Source organism: Sphingobacterium sp. MYb388, from assembly GCF_037479535.1.
GTDB lineage: Bacteria > Bacteroidota > Bacteroidia > Sphingobacteriales > Sphingobacteriaceae > Sphingobacterium > Sphingobacterium anhuiense.
This window is the reverse complement of sequence record NZ_JBBGYV010000002.1, coordinates 632577-657814: the sequence shown is the minus strand read 5'-3', so window position 1 is coordinate 657814 and position 25238 is coordinate 632577. Positions and strand designations below refer to the sequence as shown.

Annotated in this window: 23 protein-coding genes and 1 pseudogene; 3 read left to right on the top strand and 21 right to left on the bottom strand. The window is 35.5% G+C overall.

Annotated features, from left to right (window positions below; translation table 11 throughout):
* Nucleotides 1–224: 224 nt before the first annotated feature.
* The 13 genes from WH188_RS08715 to WH188_RS08660 form a co-directional block, all read right to left on the bottom strand.
* Complete coding sequence (locus WH188_RS08715; RefSeq protein WP_339423854.1) at nt 225–3869, bottom strand: ABC transporter permease/M1 family aminopeptidase; 3645 nt, start codon at nt 3867–3869, stop codon at nt 225–227.
* Nucleotides 3862–4746 carry an ABC transporter ATP-binding protein gene (locus WH188_RS08710; protein WP_339423853.1) on the bottom strand — a complete coding sequence of 295 codons (885 nt, stop codon included), beginning with the start codon at nt 4744–4746 and terminating at the stop codon, nt 3862–3864. Before WH188_RS08710 ends, WH188_RS08715 begins: the two co-directional genes overlap by 8 nt.
* A 580-nt stretch (nt 4747–5326) precedes the next feature.
* On the bottom strand, nt 5327–5770 hold the full coding sequence (locus WH188_RS08705; protein WP_339423852.1) for a CPBP family glutamic-type intramembrane protease: 444 nt from the start codon (nt 5768–5770) through the stop codon (nt 5327–5329).
* Nucleotides 5771–5829: 59 nt separating this feature from the next.
* Complete coding sequence (locus WH188_RS08700) at nt 5830–5985, bottom strand: hypothetical protein (protein ID WP_339423851.1); 156 nt, start codon at nt 5983–5985, stop codon at nt 5830–5832.
* A 49-nt stretch (nt 5986–6034) separates the two neighbouring features.
* A complete protein-coding gene (locus tag WH188_RS08695) occupies nt 6035–6217 on the bottom strand; it encodes a hypothetical protein (protein WP_339423850.1) in 183 nt (60 codons plus the stop codon).
* A gap of 347 nt (nt 6218–6564) precedes the next feature.
* Nucleotides 6565–6882, bottom strand: a complete 318-nt coding sequence (locus tag WH188_RS26320; protein ID WP_445265589.1) for a CPBP family glutamic-type intramembrane protease — start codon at nt 6880–6882, stop codon at nt 6565–6567.
* A 299-nt stretch (nt 6883–7181) separates the two neighbouring features.
* The gene (locus WH188_RS08690; protein WP_170114511.1) at nt 7182–7808 is read right to left on the bottom strand and encodes a CPBP family intramembrane glutamic endopeptidase; all 627 of its coding nucleotides are present in this window, start codon (nt 7806–7808) and stop codon (nt 7182–7184) included.
* 70 nt (nt 7809–7878) lie between these two features.
* A complete protein-coding gene (locus WH188_RS08685) occupies nt 7879–8052 on the bottom strand; it encodes a hypothetical protein (protein ID WP_170114510.1) in 174 nt (57 codons plus the stop codon).
* A 20-nt stretch (nt 8053–8072) separates the two neighbouring features.
* Nucleotides 8073–8246: a hypothetical protein gene (locus WH188_RS08680; protein WP_339423849.1), complete on the bottom strand. Its 174-nt coding sequence runs from the start codon at nt 8244–8246 to the stop codon at nt 8073–8075.
* A gap of 89 nt (nt 8247–8335) precedes the next feature.
* The gene (locus tag WH188_RS08675) at nt 8336–8653 is read right to left on the bottom strand and encodes a hypothetical protein (RefSeq protein ID WP_156169493.1); all 318 of its coding nucleotides are present in this window, start codon (nt 8651–8653) and stop codon (nt 8336–8338) included.
* Nucleotides 8654–8663: 10 nt separating this feature from the next.
* Nucleotides 8664–10007, bottom strand: a complete 1344-nt coding sequence (locus WH188_RS08670; RefSeq protein WP_339423848.1) for a TolC family protein — start codon at nt 10005–10007, stop codon at nt 8664–8666.
* Nucleotides 10007–12169 (bottom strand): peptidase domain-containing ABC transporter, encoded by a 2163-nt coding sequence (locus WH188_RS08665; RefSeq protein ID WP_339423847.1) that lies wholly within the window; start codon nt 12167–12169, stop codon nt 10007–10009. Before WH188_RS08665 ends, WH188_RS08670 begins: the two co-directional genes overlap by 1 nt.
* A 206-nt stretch (nt 12170–12375) precedes the next feature.
* Complete coding sequence (locus WH188_RS08660) at nt 12376–13470, bottom strand: HlyD family secretion protein (protein WP_021191290.1); 1095 nt, start codon at nt 13468–13470, stop codon at nt 12376–12378.
* A gap of 109 nt (nt 13471–13579) precedes the next feature.
* On the opposite strand from WH188_RS08660, the gene WH188_RS08655 reads away from it, so the two are divergent.
* Nucleotides 13580–14230, top strand: coding sequence for a rhomboid family intramembrane serine protease (locus tag WH188_RS08655; RefSeq protein WP_339423846.1), 651 nt, complete (start codon nt 13580–13582; stop codon nt 14228–14230).
* 4 nt (nt 14231–14234) lie between these two features.
* On the opposite strand, the gene WH188_RS08650 is transcribed toward WH188_RS08655, so the two are convergent.
* Nucleotides 14235–14372 carry a hypothetical protein gene (locus WH188_RS08650; protein WP_339423845.1) on the bottom strand — a complete coding sequence of 46 codons (138 nt, stop codon included), beginning with the start codon at nt 14370–14372 and terminating at the stop codon, nt 14235–14237.
* Nucleotides 14373–14527: 155 nt separating this feature from the next.
* On the opposite strand from WH188_RS08650, the gene WH188_RS08645 reads away from it, so the two are divergent.
* Entirely contained in the window at nt 14528–14824 is a 297-nt protein-coding gene (locus WH188_RS08645; RefSeq protein WP_021191287.1) for a helix-turn-helix domain-containing protein, read from the top strand.
* Between the two features lie 71 nt (nt 14825–14895).
* On the opposite strand, the gene WH188_RS08640 is transcribed toward WH188_RS08645, so the two are convergent.
* From WH188_RS08640 to WH188_RS08635, 3 genes and pseudogenes are all read right to left on the bottom strand, one after another.
* Nucleotides 14896–16002, bottom strand: coding sequence for a hypothetical protein (locus WH188_RS08640; protein WP_339423844.1), 1107 nt, complete (start codon nt 16000–16002; stop codon nt 14896–14898).
* Nucleotides 16003–16250: 248 nt separating this feature from the next.
* A pseudogene (locus WH188_RS26315) lies at nt 16251–16484 on the bottom strand (CPBP family glutamic-type intramembrane protease); the annotation flags it as partial.
* A gap of 296 nt (nt 16485–16780) precedes the next feature.
* Complete coding sequence (locus WH188_RS08635; protein ID WP_339423843.1) at nt 16781–17851, bottom strand: hypothetical protein; 1071 nt, start codon at nt 17849–17851, stop codon at nt 16781–16783.
* 269 nt (nt 17852–18120) lie between these two features.
* Between WH188_RS08635 and WH188_RS08630 the strand changes: the two genes are divergently transcribed.
* Entirely contained in the window at nt 18121–18516 is a 396-nt protein-coding gene (locus tag WH188_RS08630) for a hypothetical protein (RefSeq protein ID WP_339423842.1), read from the top strand.
* 297 nt (nt 18517–18813) lie between these two features.
* On the opposite strand, the gene WH188_RS08625 is transcribed toward WH188_RS08630, so the two are convergent.
* The 4 genes from WH188_RS08625 to WH188_RS08610 all read right to left on the bottom strand — a co-directional run bounded on the left by WH188_RS08625 (nt 18814) and on the right by WH188_RS08610 (nt 25227).
* Nucleotides 18814–20382 carry a M28 family peptidase gene (locus WH188_RS08625; protein WP_339423841.1) on the bottom strand — a complete coding sequence of 523 codons (1569 nt, stop codon included), beginning with the start codon at nt 20380–20382 and terminating at the stop codon, nt 18814–18816.
* A 1046-nt stretch (nt 20383–21428) separates the two neighbouring features.
* Nucleotides 21429–23117 (bottom strand): dihydroxy-acid dehydratase, encoded by a 1689-nt coding sequence (gene ilvD, locus WH188_RS08620; RefSeq protein WP_339423840.1) that lies wholly within the window; start codon nt 23115–23117, stop codon nt 21429–21431.
* A 72-nt stretch (nt 23118–23189) separates the two neighbouring features.
* Entirely contained in the window at nt 23190–23753 is a 564-nt protein-coding gene (locus tag WH188_RS08615; protein ID WP_339423839.1) for a Crp/Fnr family transcriptional regulator, read from the bottom strand.
* 868 nt (nt 23754–24621) lie between these two features.
* Nucleotides 24622–25227: a nucleotidyl transferase AbiEii/AbiGii toxin family protein gene (locus WH188_RS08610; protein ID WP_339423838.1), complete on the bottom strand. Its 606-nt coding sequence runs from the start codon at nt 25225–25227 to the stop codon at nt 24622–24624.
* Between the last annotated feature and the right edge of the window lie 11 nt (nt 25228–25238).

The window sequence follows — 25238 nt, the reverse complement described above, 5'->3', positions numbered from 1 at the left end:
ATATGTGTTGGCAATAATATGGGTATTTACATTTTGGAAAAACTCATGTTATCATAACTCATGAGAAATAACACGGAGCTATATGATCACAAATAAGTAAAGCCACATCTCTCAACGTGGCTTTACTGCACATATATAATAATTAAACAGTAAACAGTTCTTTTCAGATTAAAATACATTGCAAGCGCATGTGCTGATTCCGATCCTTGCCATTTTTTTGTTGATCAGATATCCTTCCGGTTATCATCCGAATCCATGTCAATCAACTTATTATACGGATCGATTCCAACCTGAAGAGGCAACTCGTCGACCACAAGTGTTATTTTATTATTGATCTGATCGATCCTATGTTTTTTCAGATACAATTCCTGTGTTGAACGTCCACCTTTCTTGTTTGTTTTTGCAAACACACCGATCTCAATGTAATCCCTTAAGGGCAATGACTCCACAGTTTCTTTATCCGATTTCTTAAATGAAATGGGGTTGTTTCCTTTATCATGATAACTTTTCTTTCCATTTTCATCCACACGATATTTGGCAACCTCAAATTCAATATCGACCTGATACTTACCATTTTTCATTTTTTTAGCAGTAACTTTTTCAACCTTATTATTATATAAAGTGATGGTCTCAAACATATCTTTAATCAGGTACTGCAATGAATCGGGTGTCGCTTGTTTAAAGTGCTCCACAAACTCCAATGATGTTGTGTAGGGTGGGTTTTGAAAAGCCGTATGTTCCAGATAGGTCTTAGCAGTCTTATTGAAAACATCCTCACCCAGATAATCACTTAAAGCGTACAGTACCAAGGAACCTTTCTGGTAGTGGATATACATTTGATTCTCATTGAACATGAGCGGCCTCTCCCCCAATTTCTCAGCGCTTCGTCCTGTTAGATACCCGTCCAATGCATCTTTTAGAAATTTGCGCATCTGCCCCTTACCATAACGTTTTTCCAACACTTTCAACGAAGAATACTCCGACATACTTTCCGATAGCAATGTAGCTCCCTGTACATTCGCTCCTACGACTTGATGAGCCCACCATTGATGTGCAATCTCATGCGCGGTGACTGCATAAGGATAATCCACCGCATCTTCATTTTTCTCCTTTACATCGGCGATAAACCCGATAGCTTCTGAAAAAGGAATAGTATTGGCAAATGACTGGGCAAAGGTTCCATCGGTAAGCGGAAACTCGACAATACGCAACTGACGGTGCGGATAAGCACTGTATTCTCGGCTATAATAAGCCAGAGATGCCTTACTGGATGCCATCATGCGGTCCAGATTGAACGTATGTCCTTTATGATAATATACTTCCAGATTCACGCCATTCCAGCTGTCTTTCTTTACTTCATATCGCGCAGAATTAAAGGCGTAGAAATTGAGAATCTCCGTATCCATCTTGTAGTGGTAATATTTACGTCCACCCTTTTCCCATTCCTTAGTCAAGTAACCCGGTGCTATGGCCAACTGATCCAAATCTGTACTCACAATAGCCTCAAAACGAATCCAATCGGCATCATTCGAAATATAATTGTTTTGCAACGCTTTCTGATCTGTTGGTGGTGCCATCCGATTTCGATGTGGCAGTCCGTATTTCTTTCGGATATCGTTCTCGACCAATTCCCCTCTATCCAAATATCCAATATTTGGGAATTGCATATTGTTGATAAAAGTACCATTGCCTTTGACAGGAGATCGTTCATTCACCCAAGTATTGAGCGGACTTTGGGTACTGAAATTCAAAGTAATGGAATCACCTGGAGCAAGCGGTTGCTGTAATTTATAGATGTTAAAATTGTACTTATCATCTTCCGAAACCAGTGTATTGGGCACACTAAACGAGAACTTGTAATCGTAATCATTATAATTGACAAAAATCGAATCAATGGCTACCCCGGTCTTATTTTTCAATACATAAGCTACCTGTGCCTTAAAGCTTCGCTCTTTTGGGTAGATATCCATATTGAATTTAACATCCACAACCCTAGGCTGTGGCCGGTATTGATATTTTTTGTATTTCTTTTCCCATTCAACAGCCTGTTTTTCATGATCTAAACTGGTATAATACGGTTTTTTAATATTATTTTCATAATATATACCAGCTCCCATAGCAATAAATCCGACAAGACTGACCGTGATTATCGCAGTAATAGTAGGATTTAAATTACTTTTAAGGATCAGCCATCTTTCCTTAATTCCTGAGAACAAACCTCTTCGCCATAGTAACAACGAAATGGTCAAGAAGAAAACCGAAAATAAAAGCCAATATACCCTATAGGTCAAGAACGGCAACACATAACCGAACCCATCCATATCCGAATAATCAAGCCCAGGCCCTTGGTTAAATTTGTAAATATTCTGTTCCACTCCCATTGCTGAAAGAAAGGGCAATGCGATAAACAAGAGCAAGAGCACAAAAAATCCCGTCAGATAATTTTTGAACAAAGTATGGACAAACACAGAGATAAACAGCCAAGCTATATTGGACAGCATGCCATACACCATGAGATTCATCACATATTGTCCGATCTCAAAAGTATAATACCCATGATATACCTGAAAGGCCATACAAGTCACGATAACAACCAGTAACAAGGCCAGTTGCATTTTGACAATAGCAATTAAAGTTGATAAAAGTAAAACCCAGTTCGGGACAGGACTTGCATCAATCAATCCCCCCATACGGGTAATGCTCCCTCGATGAATCAGCAAACCTGTAAACAGGAAAGTCAATATCAACAGAAAAAACTTAAATGTGGATCCAGGTATCATCAGCATTTTCCAAGTAACAGGATAAGTCGATGTTCCCGAAATAGAACCGATGGTACTTGCCATTAAGATAACAAAGAGGATCCCTACCAATGTCAAAATCATAAATACAGGATTTTTGACAATGTAGCTGAAGTTGTATCTCGCCAATGCCCATGAAGTTTTAAAATAGTGAAAAGCTGAAAAATTATATTTTACCACCGGCAGATCCATTCTAAAAATACTTTCAAAATTATTCTTAGTCACGCGTTTACCAATTTTACTCGTTTTAAACGTAAAAGCTTGTTGAGAAAACGAAAAGAACAAGTAAAAACCACCAATAAAAAGTGCAGATACGGCTAGCCATATCAATCGGTTATAGATCACCGCTCCAGTAAAAGGAAGATTTCTGATATCTTTTTCTGCTGGAGACCAATATTGTGTATAGTAGGAAATGGCACTATCCCCAAATGGATCGATCAATGCACCCAGGTATCGGTTATCCATATCAGCTGTAGTACTTTGCACCACCGCTTGCAGCAGAAGTAAAATCAGTACCGCAACAAAACCCACATATACATTTCTAGTCAGTGTCACCAATACAAAAATAATGGAACTGAAAATTATCAGGTTGGGGATGACCTGAATAAGATAGGTCTGAAAATAGGCGAATACATGCACCGGACCCAATAAACTTTGGTTAATACCGGGAACATACTGCGCAACTATAATCCCTAGTGTAGAAGCCAATACGATGATTAAGACTACTGAAAGTGAACCAAAAAATTTACCCAGTAAATAATCAGTCTTGGTAAAGGGATAGCTAAACAGAATGCTATGCACATTGTATTGAAAGTCCCGATAGACAGAAGCCCCCACAATGGTTGGGATCAGAAAATAAATTAGATTAGACATCCCGTTGATCATTTCGCTGATCGCCAGAGGTGAGTTCATGATTGTATTGGAAGATGTCGTCGCGGTAATACCATCAAAGATACCAAGTGCAGACAGCATGATGAACAGTGCTAGCACAAAGAACAGCAACATGTAGATATAGATGGTACTATTCTTAAACCAGCGGGTGAACTCAAATTTAAAAATAGTGCTAAACATGGTGTTGATCTTTTTTAAGGGAGACAAAATAAACATCTTCCAGTTGCCCATCAGCAGGAACAAAAGATTCATCGGGACATAGATTGCTATACACGCGAATATTTAAGGTATTATCCTGATTATAGTTGGTCGATATCACATTATATTTTTGGGTGTACTCATCCAGTTGTTCCCGGGTGATGATACGTACCCAAATCTTCCCGGACAGTTCATCTATTGTTTCTTTCGGAGTTCCCCTTAATAAGATCTTACCTCCATTTAGGATGGCCATTTCATGACACAGTTCACGTACATCATCTACGATATGCGTAGAAAATATAACCGTATGATCCGTGCCGATCTCGCGCAGTACATTGAGAAAACGGTGTCTTTCTGCAGGATCAAGTCCGGCAGTAGGTTCATCCACAATAATCAATTTGGGATCGTTCAATAGCAGTTGAGCAATACCAAAGCGCTGTTTCATCCCTCCAGAATATCCACTGACACTTTTATGGCGCACATCCCACAGATTGGTTACTTCAAGAACACGGTTGATGATTTTTTGGCGATCAGCACCTGAAGAAATACCTTTAAGACGAGCAAAATATTGTAATAGATCGACAGCCGAAAGTTTGGGATAGACTCCAAATTCTTGAGGGAGGTAACCCAGTACTTTCCTTAAGTCCATCTGATTGTTCAGCACATCAATCTGGTCAAAAGTAATTGTACCACTATCCGGTCTTTGAAGTGTCGCGATAGTTCGCATTAAAGAAGATTTACCAGCTCCATTTGGCCCTAAGAGACCAAACATACCTGGTTTAATTTCAAGAGTTACATCATCTAAGGCTTTTACACCATTCGGATAGATTTTACTGAGGTTTGTTATAGATAAATTCATAAATAAGTTAACTGATAATAATCGATTAGTCGATTGAATAAAAAAATTGTTACAACAATATAAAAAGAATATCTCAAATTAAGTTTTCGACGAACCATCAGAAAGATTTATTTAATACTCTTTTTACTCAATAAAACCTAGTGGATCTGACTTAATAACTGATACCTGATTTCCCCTAGTCCATGTCCTATTTTATAAATTATGTATCAAGAAAACGGACAATAAGATTGATTTTTGAAGTCTATTGTAAATAGCTAAAATTTGACAGGTGTTCATAAACAACTAAATTAAAGTTGCTCAATGCTCAAAAAAAGCACTGGAGATATTATTTGATAAATAATACTTCCCTGCAGAAATAGGTCTAATCTATTTCAGATCGAGTTTTGGATATTGGCCTTGATTTGATTTCGGTATGATTTTTAACACATTAAGTAAAGTGATTGGGTTTATATCATCATCAAGAGAACTTGTGATATCTGATCGAAGTCCACCAATAATGCTTATGATCATTTAAACCTAAATTCAAAATGATCATAATTTTTAAATAAAAAAAATTAAAAATACATATCAAAAATTTATGCTATTTGTTTAAACTCATAATATCAATAAAATAGATGCACATATTTGAAATAAAGTGAATTAAAAAAGTTAATAACGTTGCCTTTACTAAAGATGTTTTATAAAGTAGAAAATTATAATTCAATAATACACCTGCGACAAAAGTTATAAGTACAAATTGCCAACTTGAAAAATGAACAAGACCGAAAATCAAACTTGCTGCAATAATAATTACTGTAGTATTCAGTTTAGGAAAAAACCTTAATATCAAATAAATAAAGAGCAAATTAAGAATTAATGTCTCTACCATTGCTCCAATAAAAAAAAACATGATCATCTCCGGAATAGTAGATTTAAACAGATCTTGTGATTGGTAAGCATTGTCAATTGTTATCAATCTACTTCCAACGATTGAATATAAAATAAGAAAAATTAAAATTAAAATTGATTTTAGATAATTATTCATCTCTAATTATTAAAAAGTTTAATAAGCTCTTTGAAATATCAAAGAGCTTATTAACTAAACTATCCAGCCGAATGCATTTGATTCCCCTGACCAGCTTCGTTAAGATATTCAATTGCAGATCTTACACCATACGCTACCCAATACCAAGCGGATTCACCACCATTAATTAATGACAACTCTTGTTCATTAATTTCTATCAAATTACAGTTATTCATAATTATTTTCAAGTTTTTTTAAAAAATTATTAAGGTATGACTTCTCTAATTAATACCTTGGATTTCCTTTACCTCCATCTTCCCAACCTTCTCTAATATCACCCCAATTGTCAATAGCAGAAATCAATAAATCTTTTGCAATGCCCCACCAATCTTTACCTCCATCAATGTTTACCATCTCATTAGTATCCAATTCCTGAACACCAATTGATTTTAATTCTAAGTTATTCATATTTTTGTTTATAAAAAACTATTCCTACTCTATTGCTAAGCCTTTTCGGATAATTGCTTCGTTGATCAACAATACTAAATTACAGTTGCTCAATGCTCAAAAAAAGCATTGGAGATATTATTTGATAAATAATACTTCCCTGCAGAAATAGGTCTAATCTATTTCAGATCGAGTTTTGGAGATCGGACCTGATTTGATATCAAAATGATTTTTAACACTTTAAGTAAAGTAATTGGGTTTATATCATCATCAAGAGAACTTGTGATATCTGATCGAAAGCCCACCAATAATGCTTATGATCATTTAAACCTAAGTTCAAAATGATCATAAGTTAAGTATACTAGGAATTACAAGTTAAAAATATGATTATGAATGAATACAACCAAATTAATCAGAGCATGTAAAATGGTGACAAACACAATTTTGTTAATCTTCCCCTGTTCCCTCAAACTTGCATAATAATATGCTAATACGAATCCCGTTCCAATTGCCAAAAGAATATAAATAAAACTGTACGAATGGGACAGCCCAAATAATAGTGCGGAAATGACTATCGCACTTCTCATTCTAATTTTAAATTTTAAAAGGATTTCAATAACTGCTGTTTGATAAATTAAGGTTTCAAAAATTGGAGCTACCACGACTAACATAAAAAACACGAACATTAAATTCTTTTCTTTACTCATAGAAGTCTCCAATAGAGACGGATCAAACAAATTAGAAATTGAAGAAGTGGTAACGGTATAAATAAATAGAATAAAGAAAAATAAAATTAAAAATTTAAAATTCTTATTTTGAGGTATCTTAATTAGAGAAATCATTAAAGCAAAAAGATAAAATCCTAGAAAATTATAATTAAAAATAAACCTTAAACTATATAAAAAAAACCTCGTCGTACGATGTTAAATCTAATAAATATGATGTAAGAGATTAGCTAAATAAATTCATTGAAGCTGCCAAAAGATTAATGAAGACGACTTGATTCACGCTGTCTATATTGATAGTAGAAAAAAATCAATGATATCAATATAAATCTAAGAATGAAACTATATAAACCTGCTTCTAAACCGTAATCAGCTCCAAATAAAAATGGATTTTCAGGAAGAGAAACATAAAAAAAACTCTGTTTAACAACGCCACTCATTGGTTGGGAATATAATATTTGAAGATAATTCCACCCAAAATGCAATCCTATACATAAAAAAATATTTTTACTTTTGATAAAAGCAAAAATATACACCCAACTTCCTATTAAATGAGATATAAAAGAAAGATAAGTAGCATGATCATTTCCTAAATGAAGGGTTGCAAAAATTATACTCGTAATAAAAATTGACAAGCCTAATTTAAAATATCTTGAGAAAAATCTAAATAAAAAGTAACTAAAAAATAATTCTTCAAATATTGCTCCAAAAAGGCAAACGAATAGGAGGTTAACTTGTGGTAAGATTGCGACATCATTAAAAATTCGAAATGTTGAAAATATTTCGAAAAATATAGTTAGTACAACAGCCGATAATACACTTCCAAAAAAGAAATTCTTTACGTTTTCTTTGAAATAATGATACTTTAGATCTATTTTACTGTACACAAGGAAATTTGTTATATATAGTAGGTCATAATCAAATCAACTTTGATTATGACCTATTAAAAATTTATATTTATCCGTGATTAGCTGTTGGACCTCCAATTGATCCATCTAAATCCCGTTGTTGAGCATGAAAAAATCTACCAAGGTAATAAAAAAAACCTCTTGTTAAATCATCGCCACCAGTAATTTCTATCTCTTCTGCTACAGTAAGAGTAGAAACATTTAATTTATTTAATTCTCCCATTGTCATCATGATTTAAAAAATTAATTTCCGTTAAACCCCTCTTTAAATGCTTCAACATTTTCGTTCCAATCTCCAACAATATTATATAAAAATGTTGCAGCTGCTGCGGGCCAAAACCATCCACCATCAAGATTTACCATCTCATTAGTATCCAATTCCTGAACACCCATTGATTTTAATTCTAAGTTATTCATATTTTTGTTTATAAAAAACTATTCCTACTCTATTGCTAAGCCTTTTCGGATAACTGCTTCGTTGATCAACAATACTAAATTACAGTTGCTCAATGCTCAAAAAAAGCATTGGAAATATTTTTTGAAAAATAATAAGTTCCTGCTGAAATATGTCTGATCTGTTGATAATTAAGCTGCTGAATATCAACCTTGATTTGAATAGAATATTCTTCTTCATAATAATAGGTATTTCGTGATCGATCGTATTCCAGCGGAGCACCTATCCCTTTCAAATACTCAATAATACGTGCAAGCCGTGAGACGGAAAGTCCAAGACGATTTGCAAATTCGGTTTGTGTACCTGTTCTTCCTTGACGGATCAGTTGATCCATTAAGTTGATCCGTTCAATATATTTAAATAGTTGCATAAACTGTGATTTAATGTATATGATTAGAAAATTTAATATCTCCTGACACATGATAGTGCAGCATCAAAAGGCTAAATAAAGTGCTGTAACGAGCCCGAATCATATCGGCCTCCGATTTAATTAAATTATTTTTACTCGTATTAATATCATAAATGGATGCTTTACCGGCCATAAAACTCAGTCTAGAATATTCCAATGATTCCTTTGTCGCGGCAAATGCTTCAGTCGAAATATCATATTGCTGTTTGCTTTCAATCCAGTCGAGATTCAGTTTTTCTAAAATTTGTACCTGCTGCAATTTTTCATAATCACTTAATAACTCGATTTCCTGTTTCCGGAATGTAATCTGTTGCAATTGTCTTTTCGTTTTCCCTTTATTAAAAATGGGAACTGTGACTGCTATAGCGAGTTGTTGAGCAAAATTATCTTTGCTCTGAACAAATACAGGACGTTCACCAGGAGATTTAAAAGCATTAAAATAAGTAGTTCCCAAGCTCGCCGAACCTTTAACCAAGGGATAGTCTGTCGCCTTGATCAGCTTGGTTTCTACATCCAATCCGAGAAGCTGATTTTCAAGTTTTGCAAGAATGGGATTGTTATCAAAGGCGGTTTGAATAAGGTCCGATTGACTTTTAACAATACTCGTTTTAAAAATTTCAGTTTCTAAAAGTGGATCGTATATGATCAAACTTTGATAATCCGTAAAATTCATATATTGAGCTAAAGCTAATTTTGCCTGTTGCGCTTCTTTATGATATTGTTGGAATTGCTGTTTCTCCCGGGCTAAGTTCGCCTTAGCCTCAAAAACTACCGCCGGTGCAGTTGCTCCGATTGCAGTACTTTTCTCTGCTTTATCAAGCAATTGCAAAGAAAAGTTTATTGCAGAATCCTGTGCATGTACTAGCGCTTGGGAAAGCAATACCTCCAAATAGCTTTGTACTACTTTAAGTGTTAAGTCTCTTCTTAAAATTCCTTTTTCCAACTCCTCCTGCTCAGCTTGCAACGTTGCCTTCTTAGCCTGATTGCGCAGGTAGTTGTATTGGTAAAGCGTTACCTCCGCATTGATACCCACATTGCTATTGAAGTTATCGTTGCGACGAATCGTCCCAAAGACATCTTGAGAATGACCAAATGTGCTGTATCCATTAAAATACCCACCTACTGCAGGTAATTGATCTCGTCGAGCCATTTCCTGATCAAGATTTTTGATAGCCACCAAAATGTCTTGGCGTTTTATAGGTAAATTATGATCGGTTGCATAGGTTACACAATCTGCCAAAGACCATTGCTTCTGAGCCACCGTCATTTGTGTTCCTAAAATGAACACAAGAGTGATAAGTATTATATATTTCATTATTCAAGCACTACAGATTGTTTTTTCCACATCTCTTTATAAGCAGACTCCATCGATAGCAGTTGCTCATGACTTCCCTGTTCTATAATTTGTCCATCTTTCATCACGATAATGATATCAGCCCCAGCTATCGTGCTCAAACGGTGAGCAATTACAAGCATTGTCTTTCCTGCATCCCGAAATCGGTCAAATGCACGCTGTATGATCAGCTCCGTTTGAGTATCCAGAGCAGAAGTGGCTTCATCCAGAATCAAGATGTCAGGATCCCGGTATAATGCCCGTGCAATAGCGATACGCTGCCGCTGTCCACCAGAAAGCATAGAGCCGTTCTCTCCCAGATAAGTTTCAAAACCCGAAGGCAACTTTTCAATGAACGACATCATATCCAATTGTTTCACAACCTCCATCATCCGTTGAAAATTAGGAACCTGCTCTCCCGCGGCTATATTGTCGATCACATTTCCAGAGAAAAGATCTATCTGCTGTGGCACGACAGCAATGCGTTCGCGAAGGGATTGTTTAGAGATATACTGAAGATCGTATTGACCGATATGGATCTTACCCGATTGGACAGGATATAATTGCTGTATAAGAGCTCCTAATGTTGTTTTACCACTTCCGCTTTCACCTATAATGGCAGTCATCTTGCCTTTTTCAAATCTGCAACTAAAATCTTTGAACACCTCAACCCGGGATCCGTAGGAAAAACGGATGTTCTCAAAAACAATATCGCCAACCTGACTGCTTGGTAAGTCCAATTTCCCTTCATTTTCTTCTCTTTCAAGATCCATTATTTCAAACAAACGATCTGCAGCAATCAGTGCATTTTGTAATGTTTTGTTCATACCTATCAACTGGCTTACAGGCCCCGTTAAATAACCGATCAATGCATAGAAGGATAGTAGCTCTCCTGGCGTGATCGTTCGGTCAATGACATAATATGATCCAGCCCATAGCAAGATAATGGTAAACAGACGCGAAAGAAACTCACTTGATGTCGCTGAGAAAAGACCATTCAAAACTGATGAATAAATTGTTTTCAACAAGTGACTAAACTTCTGATCTGTACCACTATTGAAATACGTCTCCATACCAAACTGTTTGATCGTCTTAACAGAATTGAGCGATTCAACCAGATGCGATTCCAGTTCAGCTCCTTGCTCCATCAGCCGACGCTCCACTTTTTTATTTAATTTGTTGGTCAACCAATAGACAAAGAAATAAAATGGTATCACCAGTAAAATAATCAGCGCCAGTTTCCAGAAATAGGAAAACATCAATGCAAATGAGAATACCACAATTAAAACATTGACAACAGCCTGTATAGCCACATCATTGATAAATGCCCGGATCTTGACGGCATCATTGACTCTAGAGATAATCTCACCAACTTTCATCGTATCAAAAAAACGCTGTGGAAGACTCAACAAATGCTGATAATAGCCTAAGATTAAATAGCGGTCTATACGTTGCCCAGTTTGTAGCACCATGACACTTTTAAGCGTACCGATGATCAATTGAATTAACAAAATCACCAACATGGCTACAGATAGTAAATTAAGCAAACGCACATTACCATCCACTAATACATAATCAGTTATTTTCTGAATGTAAAATGAAGATGACAATCCAAGTAAAGTATAAATAACAGCACCTACCAAAGCCTGCAGAACAATCGATTTATGAGGTTTAATCAAGTTCCAGAATCGATTATAAACGCCTGTCTTTTCATTCCGCTGTTTAAAATACTCATTAGGTTCTAAAAGGATTAATACCCCTGTCCAGATCTTCTGAAACTCCTCCATACTGTATTGTTGCACTTTTCCTGGACCAGGATCCATTACGGTGATCTGATTTTTCTGAACTTTATAGATCACGATACAGTGCTGCAACTGATTATTTAATACAACATGTGCGATCGCAGGAAGTGGAATCTGGGGGATAGCGTCTATAGCGCCCTTCACACCCTTGGCTGTAAATCCCAATTCTTGTAATCCCTGGATCATACCCAATACATTCGTGCCTCGGGTATCTGTATGACAATGCTGTCTTATTTTTGCAATTGGAATATCTAATCCATAGTAACTTGCAACAGAAGCCAGACAAGCAGCTCCACAATCACGAACATCATGTTGCTTAACACGGACAGGAGATTTCTTCATTTTTATTTTAATCTATTTTATCATGTGAAAGAGTTCCAATGCTATTTATAGGCACCCTTTACTTGCTTTAGTATGTTATTATTTAGTGAATTGGAGTAGTTGACACTATGCTCTTGAGTTTATGACCATAAAGTAAGCTGAAGCCACAATCCGTTTTTAGACCTTACCAGATCACAACTCCTGTCGATACAATCGAACAAAAAATGCTAAGACTCTTTACTACCCAAATTGGGATTAAAAAGATCATCTGCGCGATCGAACAATAATTGCCATAGCGTACGGTCTACGAGATAAAAACGGGCATTAAAAGTATTTCCTTTACCTACTGTGACTTTGTTACCATTTGGCAAACTCAGAAAATTAGCATCCATTTGGCAGCGCACTTTAAAAAATGCAGTATTTTTCTGATCGGAAACCAGATTATAATCGATGTCTTTAACAGATCCCGTTAAGAAACCCCATTGATTATAATTATAAGTATCCATCTGAAATTTGACAACTTGCTTATCTTTGATATAACCAATAGCATTTGCCGGCACCATACATTCTGCTACCAAGTTATCTTCTGGTGAGATTTCTAAGATATCTTGGCCCTGTATAATTTGACTACCTTTTTGAAAACCTTTTAGATTGATCACTGTACCCGTTAATGGCGCTCTGACGATATAATTCTCACCATCGATTTGAATAGCATTTCGCTCAGAAGACGTAGATTGATGTTTTTGCTTCAATTCAATCAACTTAGCACTCCATTGTGCCATCTGCTGTTTTTCAATAGATGAAACTTGATTTTCCAATTGCTCATAAGAATACCTACTTTTATCAAATTCAGCCTGTGCTATTATTCCTTGATTAAACAGAAGTTCATTACGATCCAATTCACGTTTTGCTAGTGTCAATTGCGATTGCACCTCAGACATCCTGTGCTGCATGGAGACGAGCTCCATGTAATACAACCCACTTTGCAGACCCTTATAATTGCGGGATAATAGGAGCGTCAAATCTGCGATCTGTTGCGCATACTCCGATCCTAGGTGCTGATTTAGTTCCAATTTATTTTGCAAATCTTTCGAAACAATAACAAATAAAGTATCCCCAGCCATCACTTTCTGATTGTTCCCAAGTATTCGGCTCTCGACGACACGGCCACTGACAAGCGATATGATTTTACTATTTTCTGTTTGTGGTCTAATCACTCCAGGAGCAGAGATTGAAATCGGGACTTGTATAAATGGTAAAGCAGTAAGCGTGCAAACAATCGCTATAAGCAATAAAATATAGATAATATTAGTTTTTCGCATAATGACAATTAATTACTCAAATTTGTCAAATAAGAACTTATCACACCACAACTACAGGTTGTATTTTATTTTTTTTACTATCTTGAAATAAAAATAATTTTAATTGTAGATGCAATTTTTCGACGTATTCCCAACTTTTAAAGAGGCACCATACTCGTACATTATCGTTCCCATTATACTAATTAGCAGTATCATTGGCTTTTACAATAAATCCTATTTTCACGCACTGATCTTACATCCTTATGAAATAATGAGAGGTAAGCGTATCCATAGCCTACTTACCTCTGCATTTATTCATAGAAATTGGTTGCATTTATTATTTAATGCACTAATCGTTTATGGATTGGGGTATGATATGTTCGGAAACATCCAACAGATATACGGGGCTCTAGTGGCGTATATACTAACACCTCTATTGTTTGTATTACTAATTACGCTGCCCAATCTGATCCAGACCTACCAGAAAAAAAAAGATTTCTTTTTCACTTCTATCGGTTCATCTGGTCTAAGTTTTGGCCTCTATGGTTTCTCTACATTATTTTTCCCCTTACAACCCATGAAAAGTAGTATTTTTCAATTCATAAGTAATGCCATGCATAGTTGGATTTGTGGATTACTAATCTTATTACTTTTAGCTCAATTGAAAAAAAGTTATATCAATAAATATTTGCATGTATCTGCATATATTACTGGAGGTATATTAGCCCTACTAACTAGACCCAAATCTGTATTAGAAATCTTTAATTATATCTTTAATTAAACAACTACCCTTGAAACAAATTCCATAACTTCTCAAACAGCTCACTACGTTTATCTTGATCTCTTTCACTGCCCGCATTTATTTGTATTTTCTCTTCCAAGCTTAGTTCAATGACATTGCTATTGTTTAATTTCTCTTTCATGATATCTATTTTATTTATTTTCAAAACTCATTAAATAGAGAGCGCTACACCACAACCCTAGGTTATAAATCACAACCTAGAGTTTTAACATTTATAAATTTTATAACCTCAGGTTATATTGTTAAATTTGTCAAGCAATAAATTAAGAGTTAGTTATGTCAAAAGCGGAGATTGGAACTTTTATTCGACAGAAAAGAGAAAATCTAAAAATATCACAAGAAGCAGTTGCTTATCATCTAGAAATGTCTCAAGCTGCATATTCAAAAATTGAGCGTAATGAAACAAAAGTAAAAGTTGATCAGGTTTACAAAATTGCCGAGTATTTTGGTGTAAGTATCTATGAACTTTTACCTCCATCACTAGCGAGTGATATTATGGGAGAAAACGTATTTGGTTTAGCTTATCACTATATTGTTGTTGGAATAAAAAAAATCAAACTTATTTTTAGATAAACTAAAAATAAGTTTGATCGGTCAATAAAAAACTTAAATCAAAGTTTCATTCAGATAATCAACACTACTGATTAATGTACTAATTTAAGATTTTGATACAGTTGGTTTAACAAACCGTTGTTAATAGGTGGAATATCATATTGATCCAAATTTTTCCAAAATTCATTTGAATATTTACTTTTATTTGGTGATTTATAGCTATTTGATGACAATTGTTTTTTCATTTTCTTAAAATTGTCAGAGGACATAAAATTTCGATCTAAAATATAAAATTCAGATAATATTTCATATGGCAAATGGCCAAACTCAGCTTTACGTTTTATAGTAGCAACTTCATGTTGATATATGTTCAAAAGATGATACAGATTGGCTTTTTCGATTTCTAACGATGAATAATTTTCGACTTGTACTTTTTGTTTTGTGTTGATTTCAAGTCTAAAAATTTTATCCTTCAATATAGAGTCTGGTAAAACCTGATCAATAAAGATCTGCATACTTTCGCTGTCCTTATTAAAAGATATAGTCCCTGCTTGTTTTTCATTTTTCATGATGTACGAAAGGTTGGGCTGTTTCTTTTCTATTGAATATATCTTTGAGTTTTTTAGAATATGCTTAAAAGGAATTTCTACGATATGACTAACAAGAAAGAAGCTTCCCATTTTTTCATCATAATCTCTCACTATAACCGAATCGCAAAATACCCTATAATCGAGAAGGCGAAAGCGAGATTTTTGTCCATTGGAAGGAATGTAGTACTCCATGAGGCCCTCTATAAAATACTTATTTTTCTTATTAAAAGTTTCCAAAGATCTAAAATAGCCCCTTAAAACGATTACATCGGCATTTTTAGGACTTATAATTACTTCCTGAAGTTTTGTAGAACGGGGATTAAGTAAAACCGTAAATTTTTTCTTTAAAGAAAGGATATTGATATTCTTTGTCTGATAAGAAATATGCTGTGCGACGAGTCCTACTAAATCCTGATCTTCCAATTGAATACCATCTAACAAATCAAACTGACCATCTATATTGCTAAATCCAATTAAGTTTCCATACCTCGTATAAATATTTACCCCTGAAATCGGAGTATGATCTGCACTATCAACAAAAAATATTTGACCAACAACTGGCATTGACAGTATTACATAAAAGAAAAGAAGAAGATATTTTTGAATCATAAATTTTAAAATACACAATTTCATTAAAATTAATGGGATGCTAAATAAGAAATTAGTTCCTCACTTATAAAAATTAAATTCTAAAACTGGTTTTTAACCCAATTTACAGCATCACATATTGCTTCATAAATTGCCGTAATTAATCCTGGAAATTTTATGCCACCTTCGATATTTACCATTTCTTATCAAAGAATATTTTGAGGTTTCATTAAATTGAATGCAAAGGGATCTATATTACCTAGAAAAATCTACTGAGAAAGCGACAAAATTATTTTCCCGCTTCGATATATGTGAAAAAGTAAAAGAGTAAAAAAACCTGAAAAAACAATAACTAAAAAATATGCAAGCTTATAATAGTGTATAGAAGCAAAAAGTATGGTAGATAAAAAAATAATCAAAGAATCTTTAAGATTAAATTTTCTTGCGACAGAAAAAATCAGTGATTGAAATATTAAAGTTTCGATAAAAGGAGCAAATAGAACTGATACAAAAAAACTACGTAGTTATAACTTTCTTCAATAGGATTGCTCAAGAGCTTCTCATCTATTGAGGTTAATACGAAGGATAAAACCTTGTTGTCAATAATTTATTCAAAGCTAACTGACAAAATAATTTTGGCAGGTTTACTGTTTAAAAAAAATATTCCATTTTAAAATTCATCATTAACATCAAATATAAGTGATAGCAACAAAACTCTCCGATTCATTTTTGCAATGTGGTTGTTCCCAGATTTCTGCACATGCGTCAATTTGGATGTTACACTAGATGAAGAGAAAACTCAGTCATCAATCGTTTCAATACGATCCTCCAGCTTACTTTCATCCAGTTGTTGCAAATATGCCTCTTTCCAGAAATTAGTATAATTTTTATCCTTCATCCGGCGACTTATCTGGAGTAATAAATCCAATTTTTGCGAGTCAGTAACAACCTCTAGTCCCATTCTTACCTGTTCATACAGAGCCACAACTTCAATACGGTTCGCCTTTTTAGGAACCTCATCAATCTGTTGATTTTCCTTTAACAGAACACGATAGTCAGGCTTCTCCAGAACATACAGCATGTTGATATAACTGTTTTGATTGATCTTTATCACCCAAGGATTATTTAAAATGGTATCATCAAAATTAAGCAGCGCCCATTTTTCACCGTTTACAAAATAACCGAACGTAACTGTTCCTGTCTTTTCAAAGAAAACCACTTTCCATAGCGGAATATCGCCTCTAAGAGGTCTTTTAAAATTTTCAAAATAATACTCAAATAAAAATTTCTTCATCCTGGTTTCTTTCCATAATGCTAAATACCGATCTTCTTGATCGATCTCGCTGATTTCAGCATCGGTTGATAAATCATCTTCTGACGGTGGCTCCTCTTCATTCGGAATCGTTAAACCGCCTATCCCGGCAAATCCAAGTAATAACACGAAGTCAGGTTTAAGAAACAGGAAAATCAGATAAAACAATACCGGAATAAAAAATAACAAAAAATCATTTTTAAAATAATCAAGTGTAAAGAATGTTCCTTGGTCGCGCTGCGTTAAGAGTATATCCAAAAGCAGCAAATGGATAGAAAGAACTATTCCCAAACAAAGAATTATAAATATAATACCTTTTAGAAATCCCGTTAGCTTTACAAAGCGATATGATTTAAAAAAAAGGTAAGCATATATCTGTTGGACCAGAAAGATATAAGCATATACCAGCACGATAGTCGCTAACACTACCCGTTGAAATAAAGGTTTATTTAATCGGCTAATCAAATCATCAAAAGCACTACCGAGATTTATCATTAAAGCAAATAATACAATTCCGATCAGATAAAAAACATGCTTTTGCAAAGTTTTATTCATCATAGTAGAAAGATCTTATCCAGTTATGGTTAGGTTAATATTACACCAATTATTATTCTAATAACGGATGTAATATTAACCAAAAATTTTCAAAATGAAAAATATATTCCCTATAGTATATTAATACACCCAATTACACTAAGTAATTTTCTTTGTACATTTTCCTAAAAACATGTACACTTTTTGTACATTTTCGGAAAACCGGTGATTTTCACTCCATATTACGTACAAAAATCCCGAATTTTAATAATAAAACTAATAGAAGTACATGAATGAAAAAGATTTTTAACAATGCAGGAGTTGCTGCCTTTCAAAACGAACTGCTACACCTAAGCTCTACTGAACAACAATTACTAATTGCACAAATCCGAGCGGACTTTGCACAGTTTATGATGGATCATTTTGATCTACACACCAATCAAATTACACAGATTAACAACATGACTACCACCTTTAAAACGATGTTAGCAGAAGGCATTGCAAGCACTTGGGAAAGTGGCTATGCCATCACTTTTCAAAAAGATACCGTTGCCGAAGATGATAAACCTACTGTAAAAGATGTTATCATTGGCGGTTCATCTGTTCCTGATCCGAATAATCCAAATGTCACAAGTATGAGTCTGGATTTTCCATTCAGTGTATGGATCTGCTATCGTACAACGATTTAATGAGTTACCCTCTTAATCTAAACTTTTATTAACCGGTTTAATGTTTTATAACCTATTTATAAAATAAATTATGAGAGATTATAAGTGTCGAATTATTAAACAATACATCGAAAAAAACATACAGAGCAGCACCGAACGACGATACTTACTGATCGAGCGGGTGCTACCGTGATGTCTCATTTAAAAGGCGATCAAAAACCAATACCTAAAATCGCTGGGACCAGCATTAGAAGGTTGTTAAAAAGAAAATCAACAATAAGCAATCCGATGACGACGACCAGCTCTAACCCAATATAATTACTTGTCGATCTTCTTATCCACGATAGGTCTAGTAGGTGCATTTGCCAGTTCCCAGGCGGTGTAAAAAATCAATTGTGCCCTTTTGCAGAGCAGTTCAAAATCGATCTTATCAAATTCGTCGCTAGGCCTATGATAGTCGCCATGAAAACCGCCAAAGTAAAAAGTAACAGGTATGCCCTGCTTGGCAAAATTATAGTGATCCGAGCGGTAATACAATTGGAAAGGATCATTACGTACATTGTAGCGTTCATCCAATTCTAACTTTGTATAGTCCGAATTTGTTTGTTTCACAACCCGATCCAGATCATTGCTCAGCCGGTCAGCGCCGATAATATAGATATAATTTATATCCGGATGTGGCAACGTATCCGCACGGCCGATCATATCCACATTGAGGTTGGCGATGGTTTTATCCAGAGGCATCACCGGATGGTTGACATACCAGGACGAACCCAGCAGTCCCTTTTCTTCCCCCGTCGCTGCCATAAATAAGATACTGCGCTTAGGGCCTTTCCCTGCTTTGATAGCCTCCATGAAAGCATCCGCTATCAGTAACATGCCGCTCGTGCCCGATCCGTTATCGTCCGCACCATTATTGATACTATCGCCTGCTGTATAGTGGTTTATACCCAGGTGATCATAATGAGCACTTAGCAGCAGTACCTCATCTTTCAATACCGGATCCGTGCCCGCAATATAGCCCAGTACATTTATCGGGTTTACCGTCTGCAATACACGAGAAGCTTGAGCCGAAAAATTAGTTTTAAACAGAAAAGGAAAAGGCTTATTACTATCCATCAATTTCTTTCTTAATGCTACCACATCTGTTTTGGCAGTATTCAAAAGAGCATCAGCAACTTTTTGACCGATATAAATAATCGGCATGCCCTGGATCATCTTATCCATGGAGGCAAGCTCTTGCGAACCTTCCAGCATCATTGGAGTGCCTGAAAGATGCAGCATCAGCCCATCCGATTTATGATCGACGACTGGCTCTACCAGCAGCACCGCTTTGGCTTTATGAAATGCCAGGTAACTGATCTTTTGCTGAAAAGAAAAAGCGGCATCGCGAGGTCCAGCCCCTAGGAGCATGACCACTTTGCCCGTAACCTCATGATCCTGAAAATCATTGTACGGTTGCAACCCTTCGTCAATGACTCCAAAACCAGCAAACAGGATGCTATCAGCTTTTATATCATATCCGGACAAAGACACCGATGCGGGCATATTAAAAAAATCGACTACCGGTTTAAAAGACATACCACCTACTTTGACAGATTCATTCAGTAACACACGTTTGGCTGTTACTGTCTGGATATAAGCGCCATTGACAGCACCTTTTACCCCTATTTTTTTATAATAATCGGCTATATATTGTGCGGCTTTATCCCCATCAGCTGTACCGGCCTCTCTACCCCGCAATTCATCCGAGGCTAAAAATGAAAGATGAGATTTGGCATTGACCGTATTGATCACTTTTGCGGAGGCTATAGCATCTTTATTTTGTGCAAAAGATGAGCTACATAGCAACAAGAAAATAAAGAGTAAAGATTGTTTGTGTTTCATAAAAGATGGATAGCTTATTCGTAAAATCCGTTTATCATATGCATCAAATTGACAGATGCATAAGTAGGTTCCCACCCATAAGCTTTTCCCTAATAGAATATAAAAACATTTAAATAATGCGGTCAAACAACAACATGATCATGACATTACCTGCTACCCTTATCTAGCAACATTTCTCCTTGGTACAAGTTCAATGCCATTTTAGAAGCAACATATAACAAATTTCCTGACAACAAGATGTTTACGCAAAAAAACTGCATATAAATATTGTTTTACAATCCCGAAGGGAAGACTAAAAACTCAGATTTACAAAATGGTATCAGCGAAATAAAGAAAAGGAACCAAAGAGGTATTCTTTAAAACTATAAAGGATGCTATATCTTTTATTACCGCACTAAAATTTGATGGACCAGGACTGGTATTAGAAATAAAGTTAGAGGAATTTGAATCTCCTTATCATCCTTTAAGTTTACACAGTGATGGAGTAGTAACACATACCTTAATGGTTGCAGAACCCGCCTATCGTTGTATTATGCAAAATTCACATTCAGGAAAGACGCAATTAAAAAAAGTCGTGGTGTCATGATGATTGATAAACTTAACCTTCACTTACCTCCTACTTGACACTTTAACACTAAGTAATACATTTTGCAATAAGATTAATCCATTTTATTATGGAATGCTGAATGACATAAAAATCTGACCATTGCCTATTATCAATTAGCCATTTCTAAAGCATTAACACACCCTATAGTAGTCATATCCTCTCAAAAACAATAACCTCTATTACACCTCAAGAATAAGTATCAGTAATCAAACTCAGGCAACCCCATTTATCTAAAATCCCAACATAAGTGAATATTCTGGAGAAAGTGGTTCTTCACCACATTTGGTGAAAACTATAATTTTTAATATCATTGGGCTCAGTACGCTAGTTTTTTAAGCGACCTACTTGCTAATCAGAATAACTATTTAATACTGACCGCTTAGTTCTTCGCCAAAATTGACGAAGAACTAGTTTGACCGAGACTTCTAATTAATCAAGATTATAAGTCTGATTTCAAGACAGCTCCGTTGCTTGCATTGGTAACCAAAGCCCTATATTGACCAAGCCACTTTGATTGTAATGGTTTTTTAATAGGCACAAACGTCGCTTTCCGTCTGGCAATTTCCTCATCATCCAGATTAACAGATAAGATGTAATTATCAACGTCGATATGGATTTCGTCACCGTTCTTAAGTAAGCCAATCATGCCACCCTCGGCTGCTTCTGGCGATACGTGGCCGATTGAGGCTCCTCTTGTTGCCCCACTAAATCTTCCATCTGTAATCAGTGCAACCGAACTTCCTAATCCCATGCCCATGATCAAACTTGTCGGAGTTAACATTTCCTGCATACCTGGTCCGCCCTTAGGACCTTCATATCTAATTACCACGACATCACCCGCCTTTACTTCTTTCATCAGTATACCTGTAATAGCTTCATCTTGTCCATCGTAACATACAGCGTTACCGGTAAATACCCTTGCGCCGGTAAGGCCAGCTGTTTTTACAACAGCACCTTCCTCAGCAAGATTGCCATAAAGAATGGCTAATCCGCCTACCGGACTGTAAGGATTGTCAATAGTTCGGATGATATTTTCATCTTTGATCTCTGCATTCGCAATTTTTTCCAGTAATGTTTCCCCGCTGATTGTCAAATTGTCCAATAAAACTGTATTACCCCTTTTTGTCATTTCCTTCATCACTGCATTTACACCACCAGCCTTATTAATGTCTTCCATGTGGACGGTTGATAAACTAGGTGATATCTTCGCGATATGAGCAACTTTTTTAGAAATCTCATTGATGTCTTTGAGTTGAAAATTAACATCTGCTTCATTAGCAATAGCCAGCAAATGTAAAACCGTGTTTGAGCTTCCGCCCATTGCCATATCCACAGCAAAAGCATTCCTGACGGCATTTTCATTCAAAATGTTTTTTAACTTAAAGCGCTCACCAGCAGCCTCGTCCTTTGCTATTTCACAAATTCTTTTCGCAGCACTTCTGTATAATGCCTCACGTTCACTCGTTTGGGCCAGTATTGTTCCGTTTCCGGGTAGCGCAATACCCATAGCTTCCATTAAAGTATTCATTGAATTTGCGGTAAACATGCCCGAACAGCTACCTCCGCTAGGGCAGGCATTACATTCAATATCCAGAAGTTCTTCATCACTGATCTTTCCTGCTTCGTGTTTCCCGACAGCTTCAAAAGCAGAGGCTAGATCAATTGGGGTCCCATCTTTTTTATATCCTTTGGCCATTGGACCACCGCTCACAAAAATTGTTGGCACATTCACTCTAAGAGCACCCATGATCATTCCCGGAACTATCTTGTCACAGTTGGGTATCGCTATCATTGCGTCAAGTTTGTGCGCATTCATCACGGTTTCTATTGAGCTTGCAATAAGTTCTCTGCTTGGTAGTGAAAACAGCATCCCATCATGTCCCATAGCAATGCCATCATCGACACCGATTGTATTAAACTCGAATGGAACACATCCATTGGCCCTGATCTCATCTTTTATGATCTCAGCTACTTTATTCAGAAAAAAATGTCCTGGAATTATTTCTATAAATGAGTTTGCTACACCGATAAATGGCTTTGCAAAATCTTCATCTTTTAGTCCTGTAGCTCGGAACAATGATCTATGTGGTGTTCTCTGATTCCCCTTTTTTACCTCGTCACTTCTCATATTGAAAATTTATTTGTACCTGCAGATTTTAACAGGATAGGTGATATATAATAGTTCTGGTTCATGTAGCTACTATATCTGAGACTTTAGCCTGCTGAGTGTTTCCGGCGATACATTCAGGTAGGCAGCAAGATTGGAGTTGGACAACCTTTGTATAAGTTCAGGATTGTTTTTAAGCAGATTGCGATAACGTTCGGTAGCACTCTGTGTAAGTAGATTACCTAATTTGGAAGTAATGACCGTTAATCCGTATTCCAGTATATAAATATACATCTTGTCCCATTCAGGTATAGTTTTTCTTAAATAAGAAAAGTCCTCGTATGTAATAACTAAAAGTTCTGATGCTTCCACTGCCTGAATATATTCTGTCGAAGGCTCTCTGGAAATAAAGCTTACAATAGAAGTTAGGAACGTATTTTCAAATGCCATGAACCTTGTAATGATACTTTGATCATCATTAGAATAATACAATCGAAGACAGCCCTTGTTAATAAAAAAGAGTCGGTTTGCTACTGTGCCATACTCAAGCAACTGTTCGTTTTTCTTTGCTTCAACAGGTTTAAAGTATGAAATGACAGTGGTTAACTGCTTCTCATTGAGCATTGTTATCTTTTGAATTAAGTCTGCAAGTATCATTGTAATCGTAGATATAACATTATTGAAAGTCAAAGTTGCAACAAAAATATTTAAGAAACATTGACGAAGGTCAAAATCGAACCAGTAGTGATTTGTATTTCAGAACAACTGGTTCTCCATCACTTTTGAGATGGGATTTAACTCCATCCAACTTTTACATTCAGCAACATAAAATACCTTTAAATTCTTTAAACTGCAATTAAATCAATAATCTCAATATCGGAATAACCTTCTACATCATAATTACCGAGAATATAATCTATTTCGATTTTAAATCTAAAAAAATAAGTTATAATTCACTTATAATCAACCAACTGTTAACACAATACCCATAAAGTCTATAATTAATTTTATAGATATTGTTTTCAATAGAATCGTACCCTACCTACATTTTCTGATAGCATTTGTAAATGCTGAGATAATATAAATTCAAAATAACCATTCATATAATTTGGTTTATTTACCTTTCTTAATAACATGATTATCTATTTAAAAAATAGCTTCAATAAACTCTGATAAATGCAATCATCAAAACATTATCGACACTTTTCCTTGATTCCAGATATTTCTTTGAAATACTTACTGACCGGAGCTGGATTATAGTGGAGTATTATTTCGACTGTGTAAAAGCGATCTGTCTATCCCTGAAAACAGTTTATGAACAATATGCCGGTACTGACTTTAAGGGCAGAATCAAATAAGATTTAAACCTTTGACGGCCTGCAATAGCCATTCAAGTAGTTAGGACCATCATTAGTAGAAAGTTTAAGTATGCTTAAAAGAATGATTGCCTTCGTTCGGAGATTTGATCAGGTTTTATTATTACAATATTAAAAGCCCTGTACCTCATAAGTCAAACAAACTTACACTAAAGAGCCTCCCTTCTAAACGTGTCTTCTAAATCTTCTTTTATGAATACCCACTCATTTCCTCTTAAACAAACTGGGTCTAAATCATGATCTGCTGAATCAAAACTTAAAAAATTGTCCAAGATCAGAGCACGGTCATGTGTCCATTCATACCTCAATCGATGTAATTCAATCATATCTGAAATCGTATATTGATTCATCAATGCATGTATATCCCAAAAATCTTTTTTCCGGCCTGTCCGCTGCACGACATCTATCTTCATAGCAATAATTTCTTCCACTGTTGCCATCCGAATATGATCTTCAATTAATGGTGCTTGCATAAATTTCTCCATCGAATAATACACATCCAATTTAACTGTTGCTGTAGCATCTAAAATATCATCAGTTATAAAATATGATTTCCCCATGCCTGGTATAGCGTTCCCAGTATGCTGGACATCTTCGAAATGATTTTCTAGAAACCCATCGATTTCATTGAAATCAATGGTTCCATGATCTGCATCCGTAAACAGATCTATATCAACTGACAATCGATGACCAATTTGTAAGCTTAAGGAAGTACCTCCTACCAATCGAAATGAATCAAAAATCGGTGTCTGCATAAGAAGGTTTA